Annotated in this window: 14 protein-coding genes; 7 read left to right on the top strand and 7 right to left on the bottom strand. The window is 60.6% G+C overall.

The genetic code is table 11. The annotated features are described in order from the left end of the window. Positions 1-59: 59 nt before the first annotated feature. The 4 genes from EPN93_07320 to EPN93_07305 all read left to right on the top strand — a co-directional run bounded on the left by EPN93_07320 (position 60) and on the right by EPN93_07305 (position 5,064). On the top strand, positions 60-2,354 hold the full coding sequence (locus EPN93_07320) for a PBP1A family penicillin-binding protein (protein TAL36626.1): 2,295 nt from the start codon (positions 60-62) through the stop codon (positions 2,352-2,354). A 200-nt stretch (positions 2,355-2,554) separates the two neighbouring features. After that, positions 2,555-4,165, top strand: coding sequence for a hypothetical protein (locus EPN93_07315; protein ID TAL36625.1), 1,611 nt, complete (start codon positions 2,555-2,557; stop codon positions 4,163-4,165). Positions 4,166-4,321: 156 nt separating this feature from the next. Next, positions 4,322-4,576, top strand: coding sequence for a hypothetical protein (locus EPN93_07310; GenBank protein TAL36624.1), 255 nt, complete (start codon positions 4,322-4,324; stop codon positions 4,574-4,576). After that, a complete protein-coding gene (locus EPN93_07305; GenBank protein ID TAL36623.1) occupies positions 4,573-5,064 on the top strand; it encodes a hypothetical protein in 492 nt (163 codons plus the stop codon). The genes EPN93_07310 and EPN93_07305 overlap by 4 nt, the downstream gene beginning before the upstream one ends. Positions 5,065-5,474: 410 nt before the next feature. Here EPN93_07305 and EPN93_07300 read toward each other — a convergent pair whose 3' ends face one another. Next, on the bottom strand, positions 5,475-5,828 hold the full coding sequence (locus EPN93_07300; GenBank protein ID TAL36622.1) for a hypothetical protein: 354 nt from the start codon (positions 5,826-5,828) through the stop codon (positions 5,475-5,477). 251 nt (positions 5,829-6,079) lie between these two features. Between EPN93_07300 and EPN93_07295 the strand changes: the two genes are divergently transcribed. Continuing rightward, complete coding sequence (locus EPN93_07295; GenBank protein ID TAL36621.1) at positions 6,080-6,769, top strand: hypothetical protein; 690 nt, start codon at positions 6,080-6,082, stop codon at positions 6,767-6,769. Positions 6,770-6,778: 9 nt separating this feature from the next. Here EPN93_07295 and EPN93_07290 read toward each other — a convergent pair whose 3' ends face one another. The 6 genes from EPN93_07290 to EPN93_07265 form a co-directional block, all read right to left on the bottom strand. Continuing rightward, a complete protein-coding gene (locus EPN93_07290; protein ID TAL36620.1) occupies positions 6,779-7,054 on the bottom strand; it encodes a hypothetical protein in 276 nt (91 codons plus the stop codon). Between the two features lie 256 nt (positions 7,055-7,310). Continuing rightward, a complete protein-coding gene (gene thpR / locus EPN93_07285; GenBank protein TAL36619.1) occupies positions 7,311-7,871 on the bottom strand; it encodes an RNA 2',3'-cyclic phosphodiesterase in 561 nt (186 codons plus the stop codon). After that, the gene (gatC, locus tag EPN93_07280) at positions 7,868-8,164 is read right to left on the bottom strand and encodes an Asp-tRNA(Asn)/Glu-tRNA(Gln) amidotransferase subunit GatC (GenBank protein TAL36618.1); all 297 of its coding nucleotides are present in this window, start codon (positions 8,162-8,164) and stop codon (positions 7,868-7,870) included. The genes thpR and gatC overlap by 4 nt, the downstream gene beginning before the upstream one ends. Next, the gene (locus tag EPN93_07275) at positions 8,164-8,898 is read right to left on the bottom strand and encodes a hypothetical protein (GenBank protein TAL36617.1); all 735 of its coding nucleotides are present in this window, start codon (positions 8,896-8,898) and stop codon (positions 8,164-8,166) included. Before EPN93_07275 ends, gatC begins: the two co-directional genes overlap by 1 nt. Further along, on the bottom strand, positions 8,888-10,081 hold the full coding sequence (locus tag EPN93_07270) for an rRNA adenine dimethylase (protein TAL36616.1): 1,194 nt from the start codon (positions 10,079-10,081) through the stop codon (positions 8,888-8,890). The genes EPN93_07275 and EPN93_07270 overlap by 11 nt, the downstream gene beginning before the upstream one ends. After that, positions 10,078-11,820, bottom strand: a complete 1,743-nt coding sequence (locus EPN93_07265; protein TAL36806.1) for an aldehyde ferredoxin oxidoreductase — start codon at positions 11,818-11,820, stop codon at positions 10,078-10,080. The genes EPN93_07270 and EPN93_07265 overlap by 4 nt, the downstream gene beginning before the upstream one ends. Before the next feature lie 96 nt (positions 11,821-11,916). Here EPN93_07265 and EPN93_07260 point away from each other — a divergent pair, with 96 nt between their 5' ends. Beyond that, entirely contained in the window at positions 11,917-12,390 is a 474-nt protein-coding gene (locus EPN93_07260; GenBank protein ID TAL36615.1) for a hypothetical protein, read from the top strand. A 97-nt stretch (positions 12,391-12,487) separates the two neighbouring features. After that, the gene (gene carA / locus EPN93_07255; GenBank protein ID TAL36614.1) at positions 12,488-13,573 is read left to right on the top strand and encodes a carbamoyl-phosphate synthase small subunit; all 1,086 of its coding nucleotides are present in this window, start codon (positions 12,488-12,490) and stop codon (positions 13,571-13,573) included. Positions 13,574-13,621 lie beyond the last annotated feature (48 nt).

Below are 13,621 nucleotides of genomic sequence, written 5' to 3'. Positions count from 1 at the left end.
TCTTTTTTGCTTTTCTTTTACTGGGGGCCGATTATCCTCTCCCCCGGTACGGAGCGTCCATGAAAATCGGTGTGCGACAGCTGAGCGCCGCGTTGCTTGCCGCGTTCTTCCTCCTCCCGGCGGCCTATTACATAGTCGTCTACTGGCAGAGCTATGCCTTCATCTCCGCGGACCAGGAGTTCAACCCCGCCCTGTCCACGAAGATATACGACGCGCGCGGCGAGCTCATCGCGGACCTATTCGAGGAAAACCGGAGCTACGTCCCCCTCGCCGATATTCCGGAGCGCGTTCGCCTCGCCTTCCTGGCCGCCGAGGACAGGAATTTCTACACGCATCCCGGCGTGGATTTTTTCGGGATAGTGAGGGCCATGGCGGTCAACCTGGCCACCGGCGAGGTGCGGCAGGGGGGCTCCACGATCACCCAGCAACTCGTGAAACAGCTCTACACAAGGGGCGAGAAGAGCGTCCGTCGCAAGGTGGTCGAGCTCCTCATCGCCCGGGAGTTCGAGCGGCGCTACGGCAAGGATACGATACTGGAGCGCTACCTGAACCAGATTTATTTCGGCCACGGGGTGTACGGCGTGCAGGCGGCGGCGCGGCTGTACTTCGACCGCGACGTGAAGGAGATCAGCACGATCCAGGCGGTAGTCCTCGCCTGCATCCCCTCCTCGCCGGAAACCTATTCGCCCATCAAGAACCCGCGCAACTCCTACGAGAAGAGCCGCCAGGTCCTGCATTCCATGATCGTGGAGGGCTTCATCGAGCGCGACGCGGCCCTCGCGGAGTTCAGCGCCTTCTGGCCGGCGTACGTCGACACCGTGAACACGATGTTTCCCACGATGACGGCCAGGACCGGTGGCGCCGCACACGCGCCGCATTTCACGGAGTACATTCGCCGGCTTATGGTGGAACGCTACGGGGAGGACAGGGTCTACCGCGGCGGGCTCTCCATCTACACGACGCTCGATATCCGCGCCCAGGAGATCGCGGAAAAATCGCTCGAACGGGCCCTGGTCCGCCACAACGAGGTCGCGCGGCCCTACAACGCCTACCGCATGGGCTCGCTCGACGAGATGGTCGCCCGCGCGAACGCGCAAAAGCCGCGCAAGGCCGTGCTCGACGTCCAAGCCGCCGCCGGGCTTCTCGCCGACGCGCGTTCCTCGATAATGGACGAGACCCTCGCGTGCGCGCTCCTGTTCAACGCGGGCGGCGCGGCGGGGTGTCTCGAGAAATACCTGGGCGATTGCGAGGGCCTGGGACAGGCCGCGCGCGTCGAGGGGGCGCTCATCGCGCTCGAACCGTCGACCGGCGCGATCTACGCGATGGTGGGAGGCGCGCATTTCGAGCCGAACAACCAGCTCAATCGCGCCGTCCAGTCCCGCCGCCAGCCGGGATCCTCATTCAAGCCCTTCGTGTACGGCGCCGCGATCGACGCGGGGCTTATTAGTCCCGCGAGCCTTTTTCTGGACGCGCCCATCGTAAACCGCGAGTTGCGCAGGGTATGGTCCCCGGAAAATTACGACGATGTCTACCAGGGCGAGGTGCTCGCGCGCCAGGCGCTCGCGGTTTCGCTCAACATCGTTTCCATTCTTATCTACGAGAAGGTGGGCGGCCCCAAGGTTGTGAAATTCACCTCAAAGCTCACCGGCGTTCCCGCGGAGCGCTTCGACGAGAATCCCACAATGGCGATCGGTTCCGCCGAGCTCACGCCGCTCGAGATGACCCGCGGCATGGCGGTCTACGCGAACAACGGCCGGGAGGTCACCCCCCGTGCGATACGCCGCATCAAGGACAAGGACGGGGCGACGATATTCGAGGAGGACGACTCCCCGGGCAGACAGCTTATCAGCGCCGAAACCGCCTTTCTCATGACGAGCCTCATGCGCGGCGTGGTCGATTACGGAACGGCGAGCGGCGCCGTGCGGGGGGGCGCCGGGTTCGGCCTGGCCGCGGCGGGGAAGACCGGCACCAACTCCGATTTCCGCGACGCATGGTTCACGGGGTTCACGGCGAACCTCGCCGCGACCGTGTGGGTGGGCTGCGATTCCCCGGTCTTCACGCTGGGCCAGGGCCAGACCGGCGCCGCGGTGGCCGCGCCCGTGTGGGGCGAGTTCATGCGCGAGGTCTACCGCTTCCGCGAGGCGGCCGATTTCAGGGAGCCCCCCGCAGACATCCGGACCGCGCTCATCTGCCTGAAAACGGGAAAGCGCCCCGCGAAGGCCTGCCCTACGCGCTACGAATATTTCATGAAGGGTACCGAGCCGCGCGTGACATGCTCCTCCGAGCACAAAGCCATGATGAGCCTGGACCAGCTCATCCGCGCGAAGGAGCTCGAGGCAAAGACACCGCGATAAAAATTGAAAAGCGGTCATGCGCGGGGCGCCGATTCGCGAATTCCCGGTTCCGCACGCGTGAAGACCAGGCGAACCAGCCGGGCTTTTTTCAAGGCGGCGCGTAAACCCCGGGCAGGGCCGGAAGCCGCATCCGGGCTAAATTTTCCCGCCCGAAGGTTCGATAGGTAAACAGGGGCCATTCCCCCCGGAGATACCGATACATGCAGATAAGCTGCTCCCATTGCCAGGCCCGCTACTCCCTGAGCGACGACGAGATCGCGGGGCTCACGAGATCGGTGTTCGTGTGCGCCTCCTGCAAGACCTATATCAAGATCACGCTGTGCCCGCACTGCAACTCCTCATATTCGATAAGCTTCCGGGCATCCAAGGACGAGCGCTACCGCCTGCGCTGCCGGCGCTGCGAAAATTTCTTCATGGTCGATTTTCCCGCGATCCAGGACCCCATGGAGGCAGGCCCGCGGCCGGTCGTCCCCGCGGCTCACGTCCGGACGGCGCCGGCGGTCGCGCCCGCACGTGCCGAATACAGGAATGGCCCACCAGTACTTCCGGACACTATAGAAGCAAGGCCGCGGCAGGCCATCCCCGCAACGGCCGCCGTCCGTGCAGCGGCCCCAGCCGCCCCGGCATTCTCGGAGCGCAGGGCCGCCGAACCGGCGATCCAGGCGCCCCCGGTGATCATGCGCGAGAGGCCCTCTCCCCTGCCGGTACGCGAGGTCCGTCCAAGGGTCGTTACCCCGGAGCCGGGCCTTGCCCAAAACAAGGTCGTCTTCAAGGGGCTCACCTTCCGCGATTTCAGTCTGAAAGAGCTCGCCGCGGTGGCGCTGTCCGCCCTCACGCGTGTCAAGCTGGTGACGGCGGCCTCGGGCATTTTCGTATCGGTCATGCTGCTCCTCGCCGCGAACCGCCTGGGGCTTTCCACCCTCACCGCGGGAAGCTCCGCGCCGGAGATCGTCCGCCTCGCGCTCTATTTCGCGCCGGCCATGCTCCTGTTTCTCATTTATATCTTCACCGCATCGCTCATCGCGCGCGCGACACTGGACCATGTGTTCACGGGGGCGGATGGCGGCGCGCCACGCATGCTGTCCTTCGCCGCGGGCTCCCTTCCCCAGGTATGCGTGAACAGCGCGCTCCTGCTCCTGCTGGGAAACACGGTGATCCTGCTCATAGGCAACATTCCCCTGGTGGGACCAGTCGCGTACTCGCTCCTCTTCATTCCCGCGTACCTGATCTCCATTATGCTCATCATTGTGCTCGTCGTGGGGGCGTGGTTTTACCCGCCCATCATCGCGTACCGCGAGCCGGGGATATTCAAGAACACGCTTCACCTGTACCATTTCATAAGACGGCACAACCTTGGCTTAATCCCCGCCGCGCTCACGCTGTTCACCGTGACGGGATTTCTCTGCGGGATCGCGTATCTTCTTCACTGGGGCGCGTTTTCGCTCACCCTCAAGCTCTCGCGCGTGCTGCTCCCGTCGGACACCGGCAGGATCTTCGCGTCGGTCCCGGGGGCGTTCATGAAGATATCGGATCTCCTCCAGGGAAGTCCCGACCGGGGCGTGTTCGTATCGGTCATCGAGGACCTGCTTTTCTCGCACCACGTGGGCGGGGCGCTCCTGGGGATCGCGCTCGTCGCCATTTCGCTCACGCTCTTCTCGGCCGCGCTCTCGTTCACGGCCACCCTCTCCACGCACGTTTACCTCATGATGGAGCGCGACCTTGACCTGGACGACCGCAAGAAGATCCGGATGCTGCTCGTGATCGTGCTGCTCCTCGCGGGGGCGCTGCTTGTGAAGAAATTGCTGTGGTAAATGCTGTTGTAAGAAATTCTTTGGCTGAAAATATGATAGAAAAATCGATTTACTATCGAATGCAATGACAATGTCAATTCAAGGATTGATTATTATCGAAATATAACCCTGTTATTTGCGCTGATTTCGGAACTATATGTTTGCGGTTTTCCTCTCGTGTTCGACCAAAGCGAATACACCGTCGATATTACTGAATTATATATGAAAAGGAATTTCGGAACAGTACAGGAATGGATGGAAGGAACTTTATCGGGAACTACTATAGATATTTTCCCTAAATTAGCCCGCGACCATAATATCGACGCAACCGTTTCACTATTGATTATATTTGATGTTATATGCAATGCCGTGCTGAAGTTTTTGCGCTGTGATTGGCTGTCCCATTATCAGTATATCATGGAGGCTTTATGAAATCACTTACGGTAATATTTGAAAAATTTGAAGACTATGATTTCAGAGATATTCTTTACGGCTTAGGTGTATACGTGATCTGGGACAGTAAATCAAAGGCCAAACCAACTTATATTGGAGAAGGTGATATTTGGAACCGTTTTACACAACATCGGAATAGATTTGCTGAGCCAATAGATGGATATATTGCCTTGCTTGAAGGAACTACAAATGTCGTAAAAAAGCAGTCTCAAATAATTGAGGCTGCCTTACTCGAAGTTGCCAAGACTATTGATTTATTTCCAAATCATAATAAAAAAAATGGGAACTGGAACCATATTGATAAAGTTTTTGATAAACATGGTGTTTTAAAAATATATTTTGAAGGCATGAATCCATTTAAAAACCCAGCTAGCCATAATACACCAATGAAAAATAGGAAAGAAGTCAGAATAACATATAATAATACAGACAACATACTCGAATATGACCACAATTGGAATTCATAATAACTCAAGCTGGAGTCGCACGCCACAGCATATAACAGCGGCTAAGCACGATGCCTGAGTAGCAGCTTGAACTACGGCACATTTTGGCTCCGCGAGTACGCTGCGCCAAAACATCGCTTAACCGCGGAACGTTAAGGGGAATGTAGAAACCGTTGAGATTAATCATGTATTGCTTAGTAAAAACCTAGATCAGGCAATATAGGAATCGGCCCTGCAGCTCCGCGGCGAGATTTCGAAGAATGAGATTGACCCCGCCGCTTACAATTAATGGCAAGCCCGCGCGGGGAAGGTTACGCTATCCCCCATTAGGTTTAAATTGGAGGATCAGGAGAACTTCCAGAATTACGCGTCGCCTTCAAAGTAACTTGTCCGCCCATGAAAAAACTATTTCAAAGCACACCGAATCGAGTTTAGAGCCCCCCTCTTCCAAACACCGACACCGCCAGCAGCACGAACGCGGTAAGCGCGGCAAGCCCGTGGAGCGTGATCAGCTTGTCCGATATATTCTTCCTCGCATGGTGCAGGTAGAAGTTGGCGAAGCCTCCAAGGGCCGCGGCCAGGAAGAGGGCCAGCGAAACGTTCATGAGGACATTGCCTGTGTTCGCGCGCACATTGAGAATGAGCACGACGAGCCCCGCCGCCGCGATTACGCCGTGCCCTATTGAAAGGAAAAGCGGCATCTCCTTGCCCATATATTTAAGGGTTACCAGGGTCATACCCCCCATCGCCGCAAGTGCGAATAAAATCACCGAAAGATACAGCATGTAATTTCTCCTCTTAAAAAAAATGTCACCGCATAACGCGGTACCCACCCTGATAATAATAAACATCGTGCGCGACCGAATCAATTCCCGGGAATTATACGTACGGGCGATTCCAGGCGGCACCGGGCAGGCGCGCGGTTAAGCGCCGCGCCCGGCCTCGTGCGATCAAGTGTGCGCCACTTTCACGCGAAATGCAATGGAAATATTTTATCCGGAGGATATCTTTATTAACCGGGAAGGGAGTGAGGCGAATGAACCCGCGAACACTGATACTCGGCGCATTGCTGCTTCTCCAGTGCGCACCCCTGGTCCTGCCAGAGCGTGATACCGGGAGCGGCGCGGTGGGCGGAATTAAAGTGACGCTGCGATCGGAGCTCGGGGTTTTCCCGTTCGGGCCCGACATCGTGTATTTCGCGCGCGTGGATGACGGGGACCCCGCTTCGCCCTACGAGCGTATCGTCCCCACCAGGGCGCTCACGGGGTGCGGGCTGGTGATGTTCAACCCGCCGCCCGGCGTCTATGTCGCGGTGGGGGCATGGTACCGGGTGGACGCCCCCATGTTCCTGGGCAATGATTTCGAGGAACAGATGTATCGGACCTACACCGTAACCGTGATCTTTCCCGAAGAGGTAATCCGGAATTCACGCATCGAGATCAAGCCGGGCGGGGTCGCGTTTTGCGGCAGCTATTCGCTCAGGATGAAATGGTCCTGGTATGATATCGAGGCCCACCTGGACGCGACGGAGCAAAAAGCGTACGCATCCATCGGCCACTTCGACGACGATTTTCTCGACGGGGGAAAAAGCGACGCCTACAGCACCGCACGTCTTCTCAAGAGCGCGCGGGGCGCGGAAACCGAGGACGCTTTTTTCCGGTGCATGGGGGACAGCCTCCCCGCGGGATACTGGAGAAGCCTGATACTGGAACGAAATAGGCATTGATTTCACCGGTCAATCCCGGTGAGGTTCGGTGCACCCGCACTCGACGAGCCTTCCCTCACAGCGGGGGCAGGTTTCGTACATACAACCCGGATGGTGAAAGCCGCCGATCCTTACCTTGCAGTCGGGACACGTAAGGCCGTTCAGGATGTTTTCCGGCATGAAGGGAATCGACAGCAGCGACTCGCCGTCCGGGAAATGCACATAACGGTGATTTTCGCAGGTGGTCAACCGACCCCCCAGTACGTCCCCGAGACAATACGCGCATACGAGCAATGGCAGATACATGGTGCATTCACCTCCCTGTGAATTTTACCTCAAATCAAGCAAGGTAATGCCGGGGGCGGGGAAAGGCAACAATGCGGGTAGAAATTTTTTCCGTGCGTACTCATGAGGGGGGACATCCGGAAAGGTTCGTTGCCGTCGTTTCGGCGTTATCGATCATGTGGGAAATCGATGCTTTGCAGGAACAGGAAATCCGCGACCGATTTATGTCCTTGCACGGACCGGCGCGCAAGCTCCGGTCCGTGCAAGGACGCAGGGCCTAGAACTTGATCGACTTCAGTGCGGTATAGATGGGACCGTCCGGGGTGAGCTTCGATGAGTAGAGCGTGAGCCTGTCGAACGCCGACGAGCCGAATTCGGTCGCGCCGTTCTTCTCGACGAACTTGAGCAGCTCGCCGGCGATCTTGCGGCCGCTCTTCATGCGCGCGATGGTGAGATGCGGTATGAATTCGCGCTTTTCTTCCTTGAACCGGAAATTCGCCACATACTTTTCCACATTTTTGAACACCTGCGCGAGCGCGTCGGCGTCCGTTTTGAGACCGGCCCAGATGACGTTGGGCTTCTTCATGTCCGGGAACACGCCTATTCCCGAGATGCTGAAGGGGATCTCTGCCTGGGGCGCGGTGATCTCCAGGAAGGTGCTCTCGATCGCGGTCGCGACGTTGCCCTCGCATTCTCCCAGGAACTTGACGGTGATGTGGAAGTTAGCGGGGGCGACCGGCTTCAGAAAGTTCTCGTACCCGCGCAGGAATTCGTACGAGGGCTGGAGGGCGGCGCGTATCTCGCCGTTCACGGGAAGCGCGATAAATAGCCTGTTCATTCCTGCCCCTCGATGATGATGGGCACCACCACGTGGCCGTCCTGGAATCGCGGCGCCATCTTCTCGAGCTCCGCACGGTCCATCGAGGGAAGGACCGTGTCGGCCCTGAAGACGTTTTTGAGCTCGGCTATGTGATCGGAGGGCGAGATGTCGGCGGTGTCGAGCTCGTTGATCTTCTCGACATAGCTTATTATATCCGACAGCTGCGCGGCGAACTCCTTCTTTTCGTCACCGGTGAGGTCCAGCCGCGCGAGCTCCGCGACCCTGAGTATCTGCTTCTCGTCTATCTTCATCAATACGGCTCCTTGTCCTGCTTCTCGGGCTTCTTGAATCGCTCGCCCTTCGTCCTATATTCGAAGCGGGTGAAATCAAAATCAATACTTTTTTTCGGATCGCCCTCCGGGCGCACGGTGACCCGGAAGCCCCTGTGCGCCACCGGGATCCAGTCGAAGGCGACGATCATGAGCATGCGGTCCCCCGCCGCGAGGTTCCCGTCCTTTATCTCGCCCAGGTCGTCGTCGTAGTCGATATCGGCGATACCGGTCTTCGCGGAGGCGAGACGGCGCGGAATTTCGAACGCCGGAAAGTTTAAAAAGGAAAAAGCCGGGGAGGTGAACCGCGCGGCCAGGTCCTTCCCGGGTATCCGCTTCAGCGTTTCCTTGCCGTAGGAAAGCTCCGTCCCCACCGCCGACACGAGCATCGGCGCCCCGCGGTCGTTCTGAATCACGAGCTGAAAGAACTCCAGGGGCGGTATCCGCAGCGTCGCGGAATGCTCCTTGTTCGTGTAGGGCTTGTAGTCGAGGATGCGCTCGAAATCCGCGGGCGCGACCGGTTCGAGCGACACGGTGAGCCCCAGGGCGCGCGCCACCGCCATGCGTCCCTCGCGGGCCTCGACGTACGCGCTCTCGACCGGCACCGTGGCCCGGTCGATCCCCGGCGATCGGGAGCAGGAGGGCGCGAGGGCACACGCGGCCAGGACGAGCCCCGCGAGATACCGGTGGAATCCGGGATTTTTTTCAGGTTTCATGCGTGTACCCTGTTCGAGTCCTGTACGCATATTCATCCGCGCACATGAGCTCTATGTCAAGCAGTCTGTCGAACGCCTCGTTGAAATCGCGCTCGCCCGTGACGAAGAGGCCGTGCCCGTACACGATGGCCCCGCGCGCGCCGGCGAGCGCGGGGGGCATGGTCGTGCAGATGCCGTAGCGCCCCGTCCCCACCTCGCCCGGCACGACGGGGACGTCGCCTATGACGCGCCCCTCGCCGCAGCGCGTATGGCAGTGCTCCCGGTTTTCGCATGAATCCTTTTTCGCGCACGCCATGGACATGATGACGCTGAATCGCGGGTGGCCGTGCAGGATCGCGCGCGCGCCGGTGCGGCCGTAGACCGCGCGGTGCGCCGGAAACTCGCTGGACGCGGTGAGCCCGGCGCAGGAGGAATTGTCGCGCGGGCACGGATCGATGCAGCCCGGAAGCTCGTCCAGCGAGCTGCCCGTCTGGCTGATATAAATGGTGTCGCCGGAGAGGTACGAGATATTGCCGAAGAACGAGTCCACGAGACGGCACGCCACCGTGAGCTTTCCCGCCTGGTCCATCGCGCGCACGATTTCGCCGGGCGCGCCGAACGGGCCCTCTAAAAGATATCGTTCCCCCGCACGCGCGGTCACGAAATTCCTGTAGTCCTCAAGGGCGCGCCGGACGACGGGCGTCCAGACGGGATCGGCCCCGCCCCTCTCATGCGCGGCGAGGTGGTCCGAGAAAAACTTCACGTACATCGAAAAGCACACCGAGCTGAAATATACGAATGCCTGTTCCGGGCCCACGCTCCCACTGCTGACCACACCCCTGCCCGGGACGATCGCGACCCTGCTCCGCCTGAGCGCCCCGATGAGCGGTCCCGGGGCGAATTCAGGGACGACGGGAAACTCGTGGAGAAAGGTGCGCGTTTCGCTGTCCCCGGGACGGAGCGCCGGTTCGCCCGCGTGCTTTGAGGCCAGGAGGTTCATGATGGTAAAATACGGCTCCGCGGGGCGCGCGTAAAGTATGCAGGCGATATTGAGCCCCTCCACGACCTTCGCGAGCACCCTCTGCGCGGGGTCCTCCCTGTTCCAGGTGAGCCCCGCGTCCAGTCCCGCGAGGAGCGGCGCACCCTCCGCGCACAGTCCCTGGGCGGCGAGCTTCGCAGCGTACCTGTCGAGGAGTGTCTTCACACGATTCCCAGCTCCGCGCATTTTTCGGGGGTGGGAAGCCCCCGCTCGTCCAGCCCGCGCACAAGGTAGTAGTCGGCGCGCGCGCGCAGGAAGGCGGCCCGGTCCAGGGGGAGCACGCGGATCCCGTCGCCCGAGCTTCCCTCCTCCGTGAAGAAGCGATCGGGAAGGTCGTCGTCATGTGCGGTGAAGCCGTTCGCCGCGTTCATGATCCTTTCGGCGTAGTAGAATCGCTCGCCGGCGCGCAGCAGGTCCTGCGCGCTCATGCGCATACCCGTCACCGCCGCGAGGGCGCGGGCGTATTCCTCGAGCGTCGCGGCGAAGAAGAGAAACCTGCACGCGGTCAGGGAATCCACGGCCGCGTTCATGTCCTCGGCGATCTTGACGATACGCGCCTTTCCGGAAAAGGTGAAGCGGTCGGTGGCGACGGGCTTCCTGAGTATCTCATGCGCGATGGGGTAGGCGCGCAGGTGGCATGCGCCCCGCGTGGAGGTCGCGTAGGCGAGCGCCATGCCAAGGGCTCCGCGCGGGTCGTAGGCCGGCATTTCGAGACGCTTCACGCTCATGGAGGCGCCCGGCCTTCCTTTGGATACCGCATAACGGTACGATCCCGCGCCCAGCTCCCTGCCCTCCCCGCGGCTGTACGCGATGTCCCGGAGGAGACCGGTGAGCGCGTGCGGTGTGAGATTTTCCCCCATGATCTCGCGCCGGCAGGCGATCGTGGAGGCCGCGGAGATCGTGTCCATCCCGGTCTCATTGCAGATGCGGTTCGCCTCGACGACCGCGTCCAGGTCGGTGTTCCCCACCAGGGCGCTGAAATGCGACATGGTCTCGAACTCGGGTACCGTCTCGCCGCGCGCGCCCGTCTGCTTGCACAGGATGTGACAGCCCGCGCATCCGGTCCTCCTGGTCGCGTAGCGCGTTTTATACCGGAACGCGTTCATGTCCTCCGCATAGTCGAACCTGGTCGCCCGGAAATTTTCCGTGGGCATCATGCGGCGGCTGTGCATGAGGTCGTAGAGCGCGCCCGTCCCGAACGCGCCTATCCCGAGCTCCCCCTTGAGCGCGGGCGATGCCGACGCGAGCCGGAAAATGTCCTCGCGAGCCCGCGCGAGCTCGTCCGGATCGAATATACCCACGGCGCCCGTTCCGCGCACGGAAACGTATTTCAGGTTTTTCGAGGCCATCACGAGCCCCAGGCCGCCCCGCCCCGCGCAGTAATGGCCGTCCACGATAATGGAGGCGAAGAGCACGCCGTTCTCGGCGGCGGGTCCGATAATTGCCGTGGATGTATCGGCGCCCGCCCCCTCCCCGACGCGCGAAACCTCCGCCCCGCGCAGATTCTCCGCGTCCCGAAACTCCGTGGCGCTGTCGGCGATGACGAGCCCCGTAAGCGCATGCGCGCGCCCGGTGACGACCAGGCCGTCCCAGCCCGCACGCTTCAGCCGGGTGCCCAATCCCCCGCCCACCGAGCTGTCGCCCACGGCGCCGGTGAGCGGGGCGCGCGCCATGACCGTCATGCGTCCCGAGGAGGGGGAAGGCGTGCCCGTGAGAGGCCCGTTGAAAAACAGGAGCGGCATGGCCGGGTCGTCCCAGGAAAGCGTCGCGCGCTCCCCCAGGTAATGCCCCGCCATTCCCTTTCCGCCGATATACCGTTCGTAGAAGGCGCGCGGCGGCTCCTCGACGCGAAACGTTCGCGCCGACAGGTCCGCGTGCAGTATCCTTCCCGTCCAGCCGTTCATGCGTGCGAACATAGGACCGGAGAGGGAAAAGTAAAGTAGAATATGGCGTGTAAAAGTATTGACGGGGAAGGCAAAGATGCGCTTTTTATAGTAACCATGAAGACGCTACGAATGTCTTTCTTCGTCGCCTGCACACTCGGGGCGTGTGTGCTTTACGCGAAGGCGCCCTCGTACGAGGAGTTCACGCCGGGCGCCACGCGGACCCAGGTGCTCGACACGATCAAGCGCAAGTACACGCGCTTCCCCGTGGAGGAGCGCGTGGACCAGCGCTACGGCATCCCGGCGCTCGTGGTGACCATGTTCAGGCAGGACAAGCGCTACGAGGTGGTCCTTGAATTCAATTACCGGGAAATACTCCACCACATCCAGGTGAATATCCACGGCATGAACGGGGACGAGTACGACCGCATGCTTGCGGACTTAAAGGTGAAATACGGGAACCCCGACGACGAGCGCGTCATCGAGAAGCCCGCGCTCACCTGGAATTTCGAGCGGAAAAAGTACACCCTGGAGGTATATTTCTGGGGAGACCACGCGCAGATGGACTACAGCTTCTTCCCCTCGCGCTGAACACGGGAGCCCGGGGAAAGTGTTTGACAAGGCCGGTGGCCTGTCGTACTGGCAGTAGGTCCCAGGCGCGGGGGCTTATCTTATCAAGAGGTTACGTATGGCACGCGATGCCTTTTTAATACTAGAGGACGGCACGGAATTCAAGGGCCGTCTGTTCGGGAGCGACAGGGAGTCCATGGGCGAGGTGGTGTTCAACACCTCCATGAGCGGCTACCAGGAGGTGCTCACCGATCCCAGCTACCACGGCCAGATCGTGGCGATGACCTATCCCATGATCGGCAACTACGGCGTGAACGCCGAGGACGTCGAATCCGCGCGGGTGTACGTCGCCGGTTTCGTGGTCAAGGAATACAGCAAGCGCTACTCCAACTTCCGCGCGACCATGTCGCTCGAGGACTACCTGGTGCGCGAAAACGTCGCCGGGATCGAGGGCGTGGACACGAGGCGGCTCACGCGCCACATCCGCGACAAGGGGGCGCTACGCGGGGGGATATTTTTCCAGGGCGAGGGCGCGGTCGCGCGGCTCAAGGAGTACCCGACCATGGAAGGGCTCGATCTGGCGACCGGCGTCTCCTGCACCAAGGCGTACGGCTTCGGGGAGAACGATCCGGCAAACCCGACTATCGCGGTCTACGATTTCGGTGTAAAGACCAACATCCTCAGGCTTCTCAAGGCGAGCGGGTTCAACATAATGGTATATCCGGCGAACACGCCGCTCGCGGACGTGATCAGGGCGGGCGCAAAGGGCATCTTTCTTTCTAACGGCCCCGGGGACCCGGCCGCGGTTCCCTACGCCAGGGATCTCGTGAAGGATATCGTGCGCGCGAAGCTGCCCTGTTTCGGGATATGCCTGGGACACCAGATCATGGGCCTGGGGCTCGGTGGGCGCACCTACAAGCTCAAGTTCGGGCACCGGGGCGCGAACCAGCCTGTGAAAAACGTGGCCTCGGGACAGGTCGAGATCACCTCGCAGAATCACGGCTTCGCCGTCGATTACGACTCCATGAAGAGCATGCCGGAAATTGAAGTCACGCACATGAACCTGAACGACAACACCGTCGAGGGGTTCCGTCATAAAACGCTGCCGTTTTTCTGCGTGCAGTATCACCCGGAGTCGAGCCCCGGACCGCACGATTCGCGGTACCTCTTCGAGGAGTTCCGCAGGCTCGTCACCGCGGTATAAAGAGCGCGTGCGCGCGCCGCAGGACAACGGCATGACGACGTGCCGTTT

Source organism: Spirochaetota bacterium (assembly GCA_004297825.1).
Lineage (GTDB): Bacteria > Spirochaetota > UBA4802 > UBA4802 > UBA5368 > FW300-bin19.
This window is presented reverse-complemented; position numbering and strand designations above follow the sequence as displayed.

Coding starts and splice junctions, on each gene's coding strand:
- EPN93_07260 (TAL36615.1), top strand. CDS start 11,917: ATGAAGACGCTACGAATGTCTTTCTTCGTCGCCTGCACACTCGGGGCG.
- EPN93_07265 (TAL36806.1), bottom strand. CDS start 11,820: ATGAACGGCTGGACGGGAAGGATACTGCACGCGGACCTGTCGGCGCGA.
- carA (TAL36614.1), top strand. CDS start 12,488: ATGGCACGCGATGCCTTTTTAATACTAGAGGACGGCACGGAATTCAAG.
- EPN93_07295 (TAL36621.1), top strand. CDS start 6,080: ATGAACCCGCGAACACTGATACTCGGCGCATTGCTGCTTCTCCAGTGC.
- EPN93_07305 (TAL36623.1), top strand. CDS start 4,573: ATGAAATCACTTACGGTAATATTTGAAAAATTTGAAGACTATGATTTC.
- EPN93_07275 (TAL36617.1), bottom strand. CDS start 8,898: ATGAAACCTGAAAAAAATCCCGGATTCCACCGGTATCTCGCGGGGCTC.
- EPN93_07315 (TAL36625.1), top strand. CDS start 2,555: ATGCAGATAAGCTGCTCCCATTGCCAGGCCCGCTACTCCCTGAGCGAC.
- EPN93_07300 (TAL36622.1), bottom strand. CDS start 5,828: ATGCTGTATCTTTCGGTGATTTTATTCGCACTTGCGGCGATGGGGGGT.
- thpR (TAL36619.1), bottom strand. CDS start 7,871: ATGAACAGGCTATTTATCGCGCTTCCCGTGAACGGCGAGATACGCGCC.
- EPN93_07290 (TAL36620.1), bottom strand. CDS start 7,054: ATGTATCTGCCATTGCTCGTATGCGCGTATTGTCTCGGGGACGTACTG.
- EPN93_07320 (TAL36626.1), top strand. CDS start 60: ATGAAAATCGGTGTGCGACAGCTGAGCGCCGCGTTGCTTGCCGCGTTC.
- gatC (TAL36618.1), bottom strand. CDS start 8,164: ATGAAGATAGACGAGAAGCAGATACTCAGGGTCGCGGAGCTCGCGCGG.